This is a genomic window from Streptomyces sp. NBC_00080 (assembly GCF_045041255.1).
Classification (GTDB): Bacteria; Actinomycetota; Actinomycetes; order Streptomycetales; family Streptomycetaceae; genus Streptomyces; species Streptomyces coriariae.
In genome coordinates this window covers 4359170-4373591 of sequence record NZ_CP108235.1, presented here as the reverse complement: position 1 = coordinate 4373591, position 14422 = coordinate 4359170, and the positions used below count along the sequence as shown (strand labels likewise).

The following is a 14422-nucleotide window of genomic DNA, read 5'->3' as shown; positions in this document are numbered from 1 at the left end:
GCACCCCTGAGGTGTCCTGCCCGGACGCGTGGGCTCGGTCAGTCCGCCGCCACGGCGTCCGTCGGTGGGCGGGAGGCCGGCAGAAGACGCGACCGGCTCACCGTGAAGCCCACCGAGGCGCCACCGCCGGGCCGCGCACCCGCCGACACGGAGCCGCCGTGGGCCTCCGCGACGTCGTGGACGATGGCGAGGCCGAGTCCGGAGCCGGGCAGACCGCGAGCGCTGTCGGCCCGGTAGAAACGGTCGAACACGCGACGCGTGTCGTCGGCGGTGATGCCGGGCCCCCGGTCGTGGACGGTGACCGCTCCCCGGCGGATGCGCACCTCGATGGGCTCGTCGCCGTCGGCGTCGAACTTGGCGGCGTTCTCCAGCAGATTGCCCACCGCGCGTTCGAGGCCCTGAGGGCGGCCGCGGACCACGGAGCCGTCGGCGTCGACGTGGACCAGGCGTCCGCTGCGCCGGTACACGCGCCGCGCCGCTCGCCGCGCCACCTCGGCCAGGTCCACGGATTCCTCGGTCTCCTCGCGGCCGCCCGCCAAGGCCAGTTCGACGAGTTCGTCGACGAGGTGACCGAGTTCGCGCGTCTCGTGCCGGACGTCGTCGAGGAGCCGGTCGCGGGAGTCGGGGGACAGCTCGCCGACCCGGTGCAGCACGGTGGCGTTGGCCAGCAGGCTGGTCAGGGGGGTCCGCAGCTCGTGGGCGGCGTCGTGCACCAGCCGTTCCTGGGCCTCGCGGGCGGCGACCATGCGGCCGAGCATCGTGCTGAAGGACGCGGAAAGCCGCCCGACCTCGTCGCGTCCGTCCACCGGTTCCGTGGCGTAGTGAGTGACGCGGCCGTCCGTGCTGACCTCCTCGGCGACTTCGGCCAGCCGGGCCAGCCGTCGGGTGACGCGTCCGGCGAGCAGCCGGCCCGCGGCCGCCGCGACGAGCATGACCGCCAGACTGACCGCCGCGATCTGTCGCGCCATGCCGGCCAGCACCTGGCGGGTCTGGTCGACCTGGACGGCCACCTGGAGGGCGCCGCGGCTCTCGCCGAGTGCGGTCGTCAGCAGGCGGTAGCTGTGACCGCCCGCGTCGATCTCGGTGGTGTCCGACTGCCCGGCCTCACCGGAGGCGGCGAGGGCGCGCGCGGCGTCGGACACCGGCAGCTTCGCCAGCGGGCCGCTCAGGCGGATGGGAGTACCGTCCCGGCCCACGGCCTGCAGGACCGGCTGCGGTGCCGCTTCACCGCCCGGGGCGGGCAGGTCCAGCCCGGGAAAGGGGGCGGGGGTCCGAGTGTCGGGATCCCGGCCGGGGCTCTGGCCGGCCGGGGCGGCCGGAGTCTCCTCCTGGCGCTTCTCCATGCCACGGGTCAGGGCCACGGTGGTCGACCGCAGGGTCCGGTCGACCTCCGCGAACACGCTGTCGGAGGCGGCGAGATAGCTCAGCGCACCGACCGTCACCGCCACCACGGCACCGACGGCGGCGAAGGCGAGCGCGAACCGCGAGCGCAGACTCACGGCCGCCGCGCCGCGTAACCCACGCCGCGTACCGTGCGGATCAGGTCGGGTGCCCCGGCATCGTTGAGCTTGCGCCGCAGGTAGCCGATGTATCCCGCGAGGTTCTTCGCGTCCACACCGGCGTCGGGACCCCAGACGCTCCGGTAGATCGCCGCATGGTCCAGAACGAGCCCCTCGTCGCGCACCAGAAGCTCCAGCAGGTCGAACTCGGTCCTGGTCAGCCGGAGTTCCGCCGCTCCCCACCAGGCGCGCCGCGTACCGGGGGAGATGCGCAGCGAAGCCATCCGCAGCACGTCACCCGAGGGCGAGCCCTCCTCGACCGCGTCGCCCTCGGCGCCCTCCTTGTTCCGCTCGGCCGGCGAGGCGGGCGATGCCGTCAGCACGGCCCGACGCAGGAGCGCCCTCAGACGCGCGAGCAGTTCGGGCACTTCGAAGGGTTTGGGCAGGTAGTCGTCGGCGCCGGCGTCCAGACCGTTCGCCCGGTCGGGGATCCCGGCCCGCGCGGTGAGCAGCAGCACGGGGGTGCGGTCACCGTCGGCGCGCAGCACCCGGCACACGGCCACACCGTCGATGTGCGGCATCATCACATCGAGGACGAGCGCGCTGAAGGACTCCCTGCGGGCCAGGACCAGGGCCTCCACGCCGTCACCGGCGGTGACGACGTCGTACCCCTCCAGCTCCAGCGCCCGCTCGACGGCTTCGCGGACGGCACGATCGTCGTCGGCGACGAGGACACGTTCCGGCATGCGCGCATGCTCGCACAGCGTTCTGTGAGCCCCTTCTCATCCAATTCCGGACTGGCTCCGGCCGCGCTCTGAGACCGCTCTCCCACGATGGAGGACCCCACCACCCTCAGGCCACAGGAGCCCCATGTCCTCCCACACCCGCCCCGTTCTGCGCCGGCCCGTGGTGCTCGCCGCGTGCCTCAGCATCGCCCTCGGTACCGTCGGCTGTCTCGCGTTCGACCCGGGATCCGCCTCGGCGACGGTCGCCAAGCAGGCGGTCCCGGCCTCCGCGGCCCGCACCGGAGCCGGTGGCGCCAACACCGCCGAGGTCGTGAAGGCCGCCAATGCCTTCCTCGCGACGCTCTCCGACGAACAGAAGGACGCCGTCCTCTACGACTTCGACGACGAGGCGAAGAAGACCGGCTGGTCGAACTTCCCGACGCCCGTCGTCGAACGCAACGGCCTGAAGCTGGGCGACCTCACCGACGCGCAGGACGCGGCGGCCATGCAGGTCATGGAGGCGGCGCTCAGCAAGCAGGGCTACGAGGAACTCGTCGAGATCCGCAAGGCGGACGACTACCTCGCGTCGCTGTCGGACAGCGAGGACACCGGTGACGGCGCGTCGGCCTCCCCCACCGCCACCCGCACGCCTCCCTCCGGAGCCCCGACCGATGGCGCCACCGGCGGTCCCGGCGGTCCCGGCGGCGGAGGCGGCGGCGCCAACTTCGGCTCGGAGTGGTACTACCTCTCCTTCTTCGGACAGCCCAGCAGGACCGGCGAGTTCACCGTCCAGTACGGCGGTCACCACGCGGCGTACAACATCACCTACGCCGGGAGCAACGTGACCATGTCACCCACCCTGACCGCGGTCGAGCCGGAGGAGTTCATCCTCGACGACAAGGCCTACGCCCCGCTCGCGGACAAGCGGGCCGCCACCATCGGCGCCGTCCAGTCGCTCACCGCCGACGAACTGGCCGCCGCCGAGATCGACGGCAGCTTCGACGACCTCTACCTCGGCCCGGGCAACGACGGTCCCTTCCCGACCGAACCCGAGGGCGTCCTCGTCAGCAGCCTGACCAAGAAGCAGCAGGCGAAGGTCACCGCGATGCTGCGCACCTGGGTCGACGACCTGGACGAGAAGGCCGCGGCACGCCTCCTGGCCAAGTACGTGGCCGAGTACGACGAGACGTACATCGGCTGGAGCGGCGGAACCACCATCGACAACGACCAGACGTACGTCCGTCTCGACGGGCCGTCCGCCTGGATCGAGTTCTCCAACCAGCCCGGCGCCTCGACCGACGAGATCCACCAGCACACGATCTTCCGGGACGAGACCTCCGACTACGGCTGGGAGTGACGTCCGTGCGCCGTCTCGTCTCCGCCCTGCTGCTCTCGGCGTTCTTGCTGGTCGGCGGCCTCGCGTCGCCGGCCGCCGCCCACCCGATGAGCACCTCGGCCGTCCTGCTCGACATCCGTGACGACCGGGTCGAAGGCGAGGTACAACTGCCCGTCGACCGCCTGGCGATCGCCGTCGACCGCGACCTCACCCCCGCCGGCGTGCTCGGCGAGGACCGGTCCTTCCTCAAGCGCTACACGGCGCAGCACATCAGCGCCGTCGGCGAGGACGGCACCCCCTGGACCGTGGGACTCGGCACGGGGTCGGTGCGGACGATCGACGGGACGGCGCACCTCGTCTACCCGCTCACCATCCGCCCGCCGGACGGACGGGTCACCGACTTCCGTCTGCGTTACGACGTCATCGTCGAGGAACTCCTCACCCACAAGGTCATCGCCACCGTCCGGTACGACTTCGACCGCGGCATCCTCAAGACGGACGACGCCGAGACCCTCGGCGTCCTCGACTGGGACACCAAGAGCCTGCGGGTCCCGGTCGACGAGGGTTCCTGGCTGAAGGGCTTCGTCACCACCGCGGGGCTCGGCATCGAGCATGTCGGTGAGGGCGCGGACCATCTGCTGTTCCTGCTGATGCTGCTCATCCCCGCCCCGCTGGTGGCCACCACCGGCCGATGGCGCACCGGAGTCGCCGGAGACGCCGGAGACTCTTCGCCGCGCCGCAGTCTCGTACGGGTCGTGCACGTCGTGTCGGCGTTCGCCCTGGGCCACTCGCTCACCCTCGCCCTGGCCGCCTCGGGAGTGATCCACGTCCCGTCACGGCCGGTCGAGACGCTGATCGCGTTCTCCATCGCCGTCTCCGCGGTCCACGCGATACGGCCGCTGGTGGCGCGAGGCGAGGTGCTCATCGCCGCGGGCTTCGGGCTCGTCCACGGCCTCGCGTTCGCCTCGCTCATCGGCGACCTCGGCCTGGACCGCGGGTCGCTCGTGACCACGCTGCTGGGCTTCAACCTGGGCATCGAACTGACCCAGTTGCTCGTCGTCGCCCTGATCATGCCGTCGCTGCTCGTGCTGTCCCGCACGACCGTCTACCCCGCGTTCCGCATCGCGGTGGCCGTCATCGGGCTCGTGTTCTCGGTGTCCTGGATGCTCGAACGCGCGAAGCTGACCGCCGGCGACCCGTTCGAGGGCGCTCAGACATGGCTGGTCGGGCACCCTCTGCTCGTCGCCGGCGCGGTCGCGACCCTCGCCGTCGCGGCCCGCCTCCGGCGTGGGGTGCCCTGGGCGGTGGCCGGAAAGTAGGCACGGAGATCAGGGCCCGGCCAGGCTCACCGCCACTCTCCACGTCAGTTCGCCGCGTCCCTTTCGGCGGCATTTTCAGAGGCACCCTTCGACCCGCCCTTCGCCTCGCCCTGAGAGGTGGCGGCATCCCAGATCCCCGCCGCCACCCTCTGCGCGAACTCCGTCGGCGACGGCTCGTTCGGCAGCTGCGCGGGCACCGTCGTGCCCTTCTTGCTGCCTGCCCGGTCGGCGAACAGTGCGACCGTCAGGGCGAGTCGGCCGTCGTACCCGGTGGTCCACACGGTCCGCCGGGTGATGCCGCCGCCCGCACCGGCGATGGCGAAACCCTTCGCCTCCGCCGAGCCCGCGGCCACCTCGGCATCGGCATCTGCATCGACGGCAACGGCGACGGGCGTCGGTCCGGCCCCGGATCGCGCGCCCGCCACCAGCGCCTCCTTCTCGTCCAGGACCTGCCGCACGTCGGGACGCGCCCGGTAGACGGTACGGCCCTCCTTCGTGATGCGAGCGACGGTGTACGGGCCGGTGTACTTGCCGTCCGCCGCCACCGTCGCGTACACCGATGCCAGGTCCAGCGGGGTCGGCGCCGGCTTCCTCAGCAGCTTGCCCAACGGCTCGCCCGGGTGCTCCACCTCGCTGAACGGATCCAGCGCCGTACCCGCCTCCACCGCCCCGCTCACCGCGTCGTTGAAGGACTGCCGCGCATAGTCCGAGCCCCCGTACAGCACCCGCACCGCTCCGTCGCCGGGCACCATGCCCACGACGGCGGTGTGCACCCGCACGCCCTTCTCGCCCCCCGGGTGTTTCTGCGCCAGTTGGGTTGCGCTGTCCTGCAGCGCCAGGTCGAAGGTGGTCGTCACGCTGTAGCCGCCGCTCGCGAGCCGGTCCTCGGTGATGCCGAGCCGGTCGGCGGCCTCCTTCGCGGCGACGTCGATCAGGTACTGCCGCTGCCCCTCGGTCTCGCCCGGCGGATAGAACCGGAACGCCGGGAAACGCGCCGCGGCCCGCTGCTTCGCCGTGATGCTTCCGCTCGCGGCCATCGCGTCGAGCACCCACTCCCAGCGGTTCTCCAGTTTCGCGGTCACCTTCGGATCGGAGCCCGCCTTCTCGTAGTACGAGGGGATGTTGAGGATGGACGCCAGCGCGGCACCCTGCGCGACCGTCAGGCTCTTCGCGTCCACGCCGAAGTAGTTGCGCGCGGCGGACTGGATCCCGGCGGCACCCCGCCCGAAGTACACGGTGTCGAGATAGCCCTCGAGGATCTCGTCCTTGGTGTGGGTGCGGTCCAGCTTGATCGCGATGAGCGCCTCACGCGCCTTGCGGGCCAACGAGTGTTCCGGGCTCAGCAGCGCGTTCTTCACGTACTGCTGGGTGATGGTGGAGCCGCCCTGCGGGTCGCCGCCCGTCAGCGTCGCCAGCGCGGCCCGCGTGATGGCCTTCGGCGAGATCCCGCTGTCCGTACGGAAGGAACGGTTCTCCGCGGCGATCACCGCCTCCTGCACATGCCGCGGGACCGCGGACAACGGGATGTCCTGCCGGTCGACCGGTCCGCGCCGGCCCAGATAGGCGCCGTCCGCGTCGAGGAACACGGTGCTCTGGGTGACGGTCTCGGGGTGCGGCTTCGGAATGGACGTCAGGTGGTACGCCACGACGGCCGCCGCGCACAGCGTGGCGAGCAGCGTGAGGAAGGCGTAGAGCAGCCGGCGAAGCCGCCGACCGCGGTTGCGCCGGAACCGGATCCGCAGCGGCGCGCGCTCACGGTGCCGGCGCCTCGACAGCATCCCCTTCCCCGGCCGCCGGGCGGCGCGCCCCGGTCGAGGCGGCCCGTCCGGCTCGCCCCTGTCCCCGTCCCCGTCCCGGTTCCCGTCCTCGACCAGGTTCATATCCGCCACCACTCGCGGTCCGACCGTACGGCGACCCTGCCGGCGGCGTCGTACACCGTGACGACCCGATCGTCGCCGTCCATGGAGAGGAGCGCCTGCACGTTCCTGCTGGGCAGTGGCGTGCTCGCGTACCAGATGCCCCACCCCGGGCTGCCCGCCAGGACGAGGACCTTCGCGGTGGTTCTGCCGCCGTCGCCGGTTCTCACCTCGACGCGACCCGGATCGCCGCTCAGACCGTGGAAGAGGCCAGACAGGAAGAACCCGCCGGTCACGCTGTCCACCCGGAGGGAGACACCCGGTTCGTCGAGGGGGTGGTCGCTGTCGTCCCCGGGGAGGGGCACCGACCAGTGCGCGCCGTCGGCCGTCAGCCAGATCCGTACCCCCGCCCCGGCGGTCACCCGCTCGCCCGGCGCCACGACCCGGATCGGGCTCGTGGCCTGGCGACTGCCGTCCCCCGACCGGGCTCCGGACGTCCCGTCCTGCGCACCGCCGCCCCCGAGACGGTCGGCGCCGAGGAGGGCGACGGGGATGAGCAGCGCCGCGCAGGCGGCCGAGGCCACGGCAAGGCGACGTCGTCGCCGGATGCGGCCCTCTGCCCGGATGTCGGAAAGAGGGACCTCGGACGGGACGACGCTCCGGGCGGCGGCACGGGTGAACTCCTCGCGCAGGTGCCCGGGGCCGGTGCCGGCCTCCTTCAGACCGTGTCTGGCATGGGCCCGCACCGCCCCCACCGAGCAGCCCAGCAGCTGGGCGATCTCCGCGTCCGCCAGCCCCTCCCAGACCCGCAGCACCACAACAGCCCGTCGTCGCGCGGCCCGTCGTCCGCGCGGCCGGCGCAGATGGGTGCGCACCAGACAGCGCCGCACATGGAAGTCCACGTCGTTGCGCGGAACGCGTCGCCACCGTGCGTACATCCGCACCAGCGTTCTCCGCGCCAGCTCCTCCGCGGCCCCGGGATCGTCGGTGAGCAGCCGAGCGGTCACGACCAGCCGGGACCAGTGCGCCCGGGCGTACGCGGCGAAGTCGTGGCCGGCGGCGGCGAGTACCACGGGGCGCACAGGGCGGACAGGGCGGACGGGGCGGACGGGGCGGCCGGGGAGTACGTCGGGGGTCGGTGGCACGTGGGCGGTCCTTCGGCTCGGGAACTCGGTCGTGGCCGGACGCATGGGGCCGTCCGTCCTGGTCGGGCAACCGTTCGGTCGTGCAAGTAGGTTGAGCAGGCAGTGAGCCAACGTCGTCAGGGGAGAGGGAGCCTGGAACCCGTGTACGCCGTCTTCCTGGTGGGGTTGCGCTTCGCCGGCTGCGACCTACGCGACCTACGCGACCTGTACGCACGACGGAGGTGGCGGGGTTGCAAGGAAAGGGCACAGATTCCGGTGGGGGCATGACCGAGGACGAGTTCGACGCGTTCTACGCGACCGCGTTCCCCCGGCTGACCGGACAGCTCTACGCCTTCACCGGAGACCACGGGGAGGCCCAGGACGTCGTGCAGGAAGCGTTCGTACGGGCCTGGGACCGGCGACAGCACTTCCTGTCGGACAGCGCTCCCGAGGCGTGGATCCGCACGGTGGCCATGCGGTTGGCGGTGAGCCGCTGGCGGCGTGCGAGGCGCTGGCTGGAACTCGTACGGCGCACTCCGCCGCCCGAATCCACCCCGGGCCCGGGTCCCGAGCGCACCGCGCTCGTGGCCGCCCTGCGCGAACTCCCCCAGGCCCAGCGGATGGCGATCGTCCTGCACCATTTGTGCGACCTGAGTGTGGAGCAGGTAGCCTCCGAGACCGGCGCGCCCGTGGGGACGGTCAAGGCGAGGCTGTTCCGGGGGCGGGCAGAGCTGGCGAAGCGACTCGCGGAGGACGACGCCGACGGACACGTGGACGAGGCCGACGGGCCGGTCCGGAAGGAGAGCCGCCGTGTCCGATGAACTGTCGGCCGCGCTACGCGAGTTGGCCGCCGCCCGGGCGACCGCTCCGATCGTCGGCGGCCCCGCGACACGTGCCCGGGCGCTGCGCCGCAGGCGTCGCCGCCGTGCCGCCGCGACCCTGGGTGCGGGGACCGCGGTCCTCGCGCTGCTGGGCTTCGCCCTGACCCTGCATCTCGGCGAGGACCCGGACCGCCCGGCCGGGCGCGGAACCGCCGCCGGGGCGTCTTCGGGTTCCGCCCCGCCGTCGCCGGCCACCCCGATACCCGCCTCCGGCACGCTCGACCTGCCCGGGAGCGACCTCACGTTCGGCGGTCGGATGATGCCGATCCTCTCGACGTTCGACCTCCCGCCCGGGCCCACGAGCACGACCCCGATGACGGTGGTCGCGAAGCCGGTCCGGATAGCGCTGGCCGCCGACCTGGCCGCCAAGGGCGCCACCGTGGTGAACGTCGCGTACGCGGTCCAGCTGCGCGACGGAAAGGGCGGCCTGCTCTACGTCGGCGCCTTCGCCCCGGACGTCGAGGCTCGGGGGGACTACGACGTCACAGCCGGCGTGATCGCCCTCAGCACCGAGGACGCCCGGTGGTTCTACGCCCGGATCCGCCTCGGCACCAGCATCTCGGTGACCACCGGCCCCACCCCGACAGCCACCCCCTCACCCAGCACCACGGCCCCCGCCACCACAGCGTCCCGATCCGCCGGGAGCCTGCGCCGGGGGTGAGGCCGGAGCATGGACCGCATCGGGCCGAATGCGGTGAGCTGTTGTCGACGAGCCGTTGTCGACGAGTGGTTGACTAGGTCGCGGTTTCCGCGACGAGGACGGCGACGGTGATCGGGCCCGGGGCCTCAGCGGTGGCTGCGTCGGCTACGGCGGCCCGGACGGCGCGGGCGACTTCCAGTGGCTGGTGTCCTGGGGCGACCGAGAGTTGGACCTCGATGCGGCGGCCGGGTGGATCGTCGTGGTCCTGCACCTTGACCGGGCGGCTTCCCAACACGGCGGTGAGGCGGGCGACGCCCGGAACAGCCGTCGCGACGTCCGCCAGCTCACCGACGGGTCCCCGCGTGGGTCCTGTTCCGGTCTCCGGGGGCGAGCTTCGCGCGGCTGGGGCTGCGGCAGCCGCTTCCGGCGCGGGCTCCGTGGACCTCGTTGAGGTTGGCGACCTGACGACCGTCTCCGAGCCCACCTGGAGATCCGTGACGCGCAGGTCGGCTGTGACGGTGGCCAGGCCGAGCCGTTCGGCGGCCGCACCGAGCAGCGCACTCCTCAACTGGGCGGCGGTTTCGGGCAGTGGCCGGTCAAGGGATGCCGCGAAGGCGGCTTCGATCCTGAGAGGGCCGGGCGGTAGCGCGCTGGCCGGCGGACGCACGACCGGCTCGGACACGGGCTCGAGCGGTACCGGCCCGATGCGCAGGGACTCCAGCCGAACACCGGGAATCACGGCGGCCGCGCGCCCCAGGACCCCGACGGCCGCTCGCTCGGTGATCCATGTCCCGTCGCCCGGCCCGCCGAGCGGGAGCAACCGACCGAGGTCGAGCTGGTGCCGTCCTGCCTGCGTCCACGCCTCGGTTTTCACCGCCCTCTCACCCTCTTGCTCCCACGGCTGCGGTCCTCGTCCCGCCCACACTGCGCTCGGAGTGTCCGCGAGGGCCCCAGGCGGGACGTTCGGGCCACTCGTCGGACCGCTCCCCTCGCGGCATACATTTCGGTCAAAACATACTAAAACGACTACAATATCAACGGTGAGTGATAGGTGGGCCTCTTGAGGGAGGAATGTCCCGATGACTGAGAACACCGGCGTAAAAGTCGGCGGTGCGCCCGGCTCTCGCGGCCGGACGACCGTCGCCGATGTGGTGGTGGAGAAGATCGCCGGAATGGCGGCACGGGACGTGCTCGGCGTCTATGCCCTGGGCGGTGGACTCGCCCGCTCGATGGGAGCCATGCGGGAGCGGGTGCCCGGCGCCGGCAGTGGCAAATCCGCCACGCGCGGGGTCAGTGTCGAGGTCGGAGAGCTACAGGCGGCCATCGACCTGGAGCTCGTCGTCGACTACGGCGTCTCGATCACGGACGTGGCCGCCGAGGTGCGGGAGAACGTGATCTCCGCGGTGGAGCGGATGGCGGGTCGGGAAGTGGTGGAAGTCAACATCACGGTCAGCGACGTGAAGCTGCCGGCCGACGAGGAGGACGAAGGGGAAGAGCGGCAGCGCATTCAGTAGCCGGGGCGCGCGGAGCAGCCGGCCTTGAGTGAAGGAGCGCGTGATGAGCAGGGCCGTGGTGGGCTTGATGGCCGGAATGGCGCTGGGTTTCGCGGCGTATTTCGGTAGCTTCTGGGCTTTCCTGCTGGTGCTGGGGCTGGGTGTCGTCGGTCTTGTGGTCGGGCGGTTCACAGAGGGCGATCTCGAAGCGGGCGACTTCGTCCGCCGCCGGGACCGCCAGGAGCGGATCCGCGACGACCGGCGACGCACTCGGGGGGACTGGCGGCAGTGACCGGTGAAGCAGATCGGCGTCCGGCCGTTCCCCGCGAGGAGCGCGGTGCGATCACCGTCGCCGACCGGGTCGTTGCGAAGATTGCCGCCCATGTGGCGCGCGAGGCGCTGAGCAGGTTCACCGAGTCGGCCGGCCGCGTGCCGCCGGGCCGCCGGACGCCACGTGTGAACACGTCTGTGCGGCGGGCGCCGGGGCGGAATACGGCAGGACGAGACGCCGAGTCCGCCGCGCTGCGGCAGGCGGCGCTCGGCGAGGCGCGGCTGCGCATCGCCGTCGAGCTCGGCTATCCGTCCGACATCGGGGCGCAGTGCGCCGCGGTGCGCAGGGAGGTCACCGAACGGCTCAGGACATGGGGCGGCATGGACGTGTCCGAGCTCGTGGTGTCGGTGGAGAGGCTGCACCCGGTGCATGGGCGGCGCAAGGACCAGGAGAGGGTGAGATGAGCGCGCACACCTGGCGGCAGGCGACCGGTGCCGGCGACAGCGACCCTCCCGCCGATCCCGGACAGGCGGCTTCGTCCGCCGACGACACCCCGGGCACGGGCGCGACGGCGACGACCGACGCACCAGGCCGGTCGGCGCGCCGCTTCTGGTCGGCGCGGCGCATTCCCGCGGCCCTGGTGGCCCTGCTGTCCGCCGCGGCCGTCGGACTGCTCCTGTACGACGTGGTCTCGGTGCGGGCAGGACGGCCTGCGATGAGCTGGCGGCGACGACTCGCCGAGGAACTGGCCACACGGCCACTGGACGACATCTGGGTGATCGTCGGGGCCGCGGTGGCGATGGCCCTTGGCCTGTGGCTCTTCCTGCTGGCGGTGACACCGGGTATGCGCAGGCTGCTGCCCATGCGGCGGCTCACCGTCATCCCCGGCACAGAGGATGTCCGAGCCGGGCTCGACCGCCGCGCGGCCGCTCTGGTGCTGCGTGACTGGGCGGTACGGGTGCCCGGTGTCCGCTCGGCCCGGATCGCTGTCGGCCGCCGGAAGGTCAAAGTCCTGGCGCAGGCCCATTTCCGCGGGCTCGAAGAGGTCCGCGAGGATCTGGACGCCACGCTGGGGGAAGCCGTGAAGTCCTTGGGTCTCGCCCGGCAACCCACACTGACCGTGCGCGTCCGGCGCCCGAAGAAGGGCTGAGGTGATCCTGATGCGCAGGACGGTGAACCGGGTGCTGCTGGGGCTTCTCGGCCTCGGACTGTTCGCCCTGGGCGGCGGCGTGCTGTTGGGAGGGCTGGATCTCCAGCGCCGCTGGGGTTTCGGCATGCCGGGCTGGTGGCCCTTCGTCGGGCCGGACGATGTGCTGTTGGGTGCCGAGGGACGTACCCGGTGGCGGGACGAGGGCTGGTGGTGGCCGACCGTGATCGCGGTGCTCGCCGTCCTGCTGGTCCTGCTGTTGTGGTGGCTCCTCGCGCAGCGCGGACATCGCCTGGACCGGGTCCTCGTCCAGAGCGAGGACGGCTCGACGGCCCGGCTCGACGGCCGCACGCTGGAGGACGCCATCGAGGAAGAGGCGCGAGCACTGAAAGGGGTCTCGCAGGCTCAGGTCCGGCTGTCGGGCCGACGTACCGCTCCCACCGCACGCGTGCGGCTGTTGCTGGAGCCCTACGCGGAACCGGCGCGAACTCTGGGACAGCTGAGCCGCGAAACGCTCGCACACGCCCGAGACTCGGCCGGCCTGGACCGCCTCCCGTCGAAGGTCCGACTCAGGGAGGCCCGCCACCGCGCCCGACGCACCGCATGAGGTCCCGCGCAATTCCTTCCCGGGAGGCATCCCGTCGTGGTCCTTTTCCTCGCCCTGCTCGTCGCCGGAATCGCTCTGGTCGCCATCGGCGCGGCCGTCGACGGCGTGCTCTACCTGATGTCCGTCGGCGTACTGCTTCTCATCGCCGATCTGCTCTACCTGGCGGCCCGCTCCATCTGGCGCTCCACCCGGCGCCCGGCCCGCTGAAACCCGCACGAGGAGCCGGTGGGCCTCGGGCACCCGCTCAACGGTCGCTCGCCGACGCTTCCCGTGGTTCCCCGCGCGATCTGGCAAGAGGAACCCATCCAAGCGCGCCTGGCGGCCATCGCCCTCGCTTGGGCGGACGGTACCTGCCGCGCATCAATGGCCATAATGGATGAAAATGGTCGAAACATACGCCAAAACCGCGGAGGCGTGGCGATGCGCGGCAACGCCGAGAACGACGAGGGCTCCGTCGAGGACTACGACGACGAACACGGTGACGAACTCGACGCCGAGGACAGTGACGAGTACGCCGATCCTGAGGCTTACGACGAGGAGTCGGCATCGTTCGAAGAGGAGCCGGCGTCCTACGACGAGGAGGACGCAGCCGGTGCGGGCCCTGACGTCTTCCTCGACGTTCCGATCCTGAAGGTCGACGAGATCGACCTGGACGTCGAGGATCTGCGGGCGCATGTATCGCTGCAGGCCGAGGTGCTGGATCTGCTCAAACTGAATGTGGGCGCCGACGTCTCGCTCGGCCGGGTGCACCTGGGCATCTCGGGTGTCGAGGCACAGGCCCAGCTCAGGGTGCGTCTCCACCACGTCGCGAAGATCATCGACCGAGTGCTCACCACTCTCGACCGCAATCCGGAGATCCTGCACGAGCTGGCGCGTGGAGTCGGGTCCGCCGTGCAGGATGTCGGCGGCGGAGCCCGTCAGGCAGTGGGGGAGCTGGGTACGGGTGCCGGAAGGGCCGTCCAGGAGGTCGGTTGGGGCGCCGGAGCCGCCGTACAGGACGTCGGTCAGGGAGCCGGGAGGGCCGTTCAGGACGTGGGGCAGGGCGCCATGGCTGCTGTCCAGGACGTGGGCAGGGGCGTCGGCTCCGTGGCGCAGGATGTCGGTCGGGGAGCCGGGAGGGCCGTTCAGGACGTGGGCGGTGGCGCCGGGCGCGCGGTGGAGGATGTCGGCCATGGGACGAGCCGGACCGTCGGAAGCGCAGGCGAGGCGGTCGGCAGCACCGCCGGGAGCGTGGCCGGACAGGCCGCGGGCGTGACGGAAGCGGCGGGCGACACGGCACTGGGCGGCGGCCATGCCGTTGCGGACGCCGCTGAGACGGCGAACGCCACCGCCGAAGGGACCGAGCCGGCCGAGCCGCGTGCGGCGCGCAAGGGCGCGGAGGGAGAGCGGGGCAGGGCCGGCCGGAGCCAAGGCGGCACCCGCACGCGCCGGGTGCGCGGAGAGGACGGGAAGCTGCCGCCAAGATCCAGTCGCCTGCGTACCGCCAGGGAGCCGGAGGAGCCGCCCTGAACGCGAGGGGCGGGA

16 protein-coding genes are annotated in these 14422 nt (G+C 72.1%); 11 read left to right on the top strand and 5 right to left on the bottom strand.

Translation table 11 applies throughout. The annotated features are described in order from the left end of the window. Positions 1-38: 38 nt before the first annotated feature. Positions 39-1499 (bottom strand): ATP-binding protein, encoded by a 1461-nt coding sequence (locus OHU34_RS19445; RefSeq protein WP_405767487.1) that lies wholly within the window; start codon positions 1497-1499, stop codon positions 39-41. Beyond that, positions 1496-2245: a response regulator transcription factor gene (locus tag OHU34_RS19440; RefSeq protein WP_142265428.1), complete on the bottom strand. Its 750-nt coding sequence runs from the start codon at positions 2243-2245 to the stop codon at positions 1496-1498. Before OHU34_RS19440 ends, OHU34_RS19445 begins: the two co-directional genes overlap by 4 nt. Before the next feature lie 124 nt (positions 2246-2369). Here OHU34_RS19440 and OHU34_RS19435 point away from each other — a divergent pair, with 124 nt between their 5' ends. Further along, positions 2370-3581: a DUF3500 domain-containing protein gene (locus OHU34_RS19435; RefSeq protein ID WP_405767485.1), complete on the top strand. Its 1212-nt coding sequence runs from the start codon at positions 2370-2372 to the stop codon at positions 3579-3581. A 5-nt stretch (positions 3582-3586) separates the two neighbouring features. Then, on the top strand, positions 3587-4879 hold the full coding sequence (locus OHU34_RS19430) for a HupE/UreJ family protein (RefSeq protein WP_405767483.1): 1293 nt from the start codon (positions 3587-3589) through the stop codon (positions 4877-4879). Between the two features lie 44 nt (positions 4880-4923). On the opposite strand, the gene OHU34_RS19425 is transcribed toward OHU34_RS19430, so the two are convergent. Further along, positions 4924-6759, bottom strand: a complete 1836-nt coding sequence (locus OHU34_RS19425; RefSeq protein ID WP_405767481.1) for a transglycosylase domain-containing protein — start codon at positions 6757-6759, stop codon at positions 4924-4926. Beyond that, complete coding sequence (locus OHU34_RS19420) at positions 6756-7880, bottom strand: sigma factor-like helix-turn-helix DNA-binding protein (RefSeq protein WP_405767479.1); 1125 nt, start codon at positions 7878-7880, stop codon at positions 6756-6758. Before OHU34_RS19420 ends, OHU34_RS19425 begins: the two co-directional genes overlap by 4 nt. A gap of 263 nt (positions 7881-8143) precedes the next feature. Here OHU34_RS19420 and OHU34_RS19415 point away from each other — a divergent pair, with 263 nt between their 5' ends. After that, on the top strand, positions 8144-8680 hold the full coding sequence (locus tag OHU34_RS19415; protein WP_142265433.1) for a SigE family RNA polymerase sigma factor: 537 nt from the start codon (positions 8144-8146) through the stop codon (positions 8678-8680). After that, positions 8670-9401 carry a L,D-transpeptidase gene (locus OHU34_RS19410; RefSeq protein ID WP_142265434.1) on the top strand — a complete coding sequence of 244 codons (732 nt, stop codon included), beginning with the start codon at positions 8670-8672 and terminating at the stop codon, positions 9399-9401. The genes OHU34_RS19415 and OHU34_RS19410 overlap by 11 nt, the downstream gene beginning before the upstream one ends. Positions 9402-9474: 73 nt before the next feature. Here OHU34_RS19410 and OHU34_RS19405 read toward each other — a convergent pair whose 3' ends face one another. Beyond that, entirely contained in the window at positions 9475-10254 is a 780-nt protein-coding gene (locus OHU34_RS19405; RefSeq protein ID WP_405767476.1) for a hypothetical protein, read from the bottom strand. Between the two features lie 205 nt (positions 10255-10459). Between OHU34_RS19405 and OHU34_RS19400 the strand changes: the two genes are divergently transcribed. From OHU34_RS19400 to OHU34_RS19370, 7 genes are all read left to right on the top strand, one after another. Continuing rightward, entirely contained in the window at positions 10460-10894 is a 435-nt protein-coding gene (locus tag OHU34_RS19400; protein WP_142265436.1) for an Asp23/Gls24 family envelope stress response protein, read from the top strand. A 43-nt stretch (positions 10895-10937) separates the two neighbouring features. Then, positions 10938-11165, top strand: coding sequence for a hypothetical protein (locus tag OHU34_RS19395; protein WP_142265437.1), 228 nt, complete (start codon positions 10938-10940; stop codon positions 11163-11165). Then, positions 11162-11608: an Asp23/Gls24 family envelope stress response protein gene (locus tag OHU34_RS19390; RefSeq protein ID WP_142265438.1), complete on the top strand. Its 447-nt coding sequence runs from the start codon at positions 11162-11164 to the stop codon at positions 11606-11608. The genes OHU34_RS19395 and OHU34_RS19390 overlap by 4 nt, the downstream gene beginning before the upstream one ends. Then, complete coding sequence (locus OHU34_RS19385) at positions 11605-12294, top strand: DUF6286 domain-containing protein (RefSeq protein WP_142265439.1); 690 nt, start codon at positions 11605-11607, stop codon at positions 12292-12294. The genes OHU34_RS19390 and OHU34_RS19385 overlap by 4 nt, the downstream gene beginning before the upstream one ends. A gap of 10 nt (positions 12295-12304) precedes the next feature. Continuing rightward, positions 12305-12898, top strand: a complete 594-nt coding sequence (gene amaP, locus OHU34_RS19380; RefSeq protein ID WP_142265440.1) for an alkaline shock response membrane anchor protein AmaP — start codon at positions 12305-12307, stop codon at positions 12896-12898. Between the two features lie 36 nt (positions 12899-12934). Continuing rightward, positions 12935-13105, top strand: a complete 171-nt coding sequence (locus OHU34_RS19375; RefSeq protein WP_200839752.1) for a hypothetical protein — start codon at positions 12935-12937, stop codon at positions 13103-13105. A 213-nt stretch (positions 13106-13318) separates the two neighbouring features. Next, positions 13319-14407, top strand: coding sequence for a hypothetical protein (locus tag OHU34_RS19370; protein WP_142265441.1), 1089 nt, complete (start codon positions 13319-13321; stop codon positions 14405-14407). Positions 14408-14422: the final 15 nt, after the last annotated feature.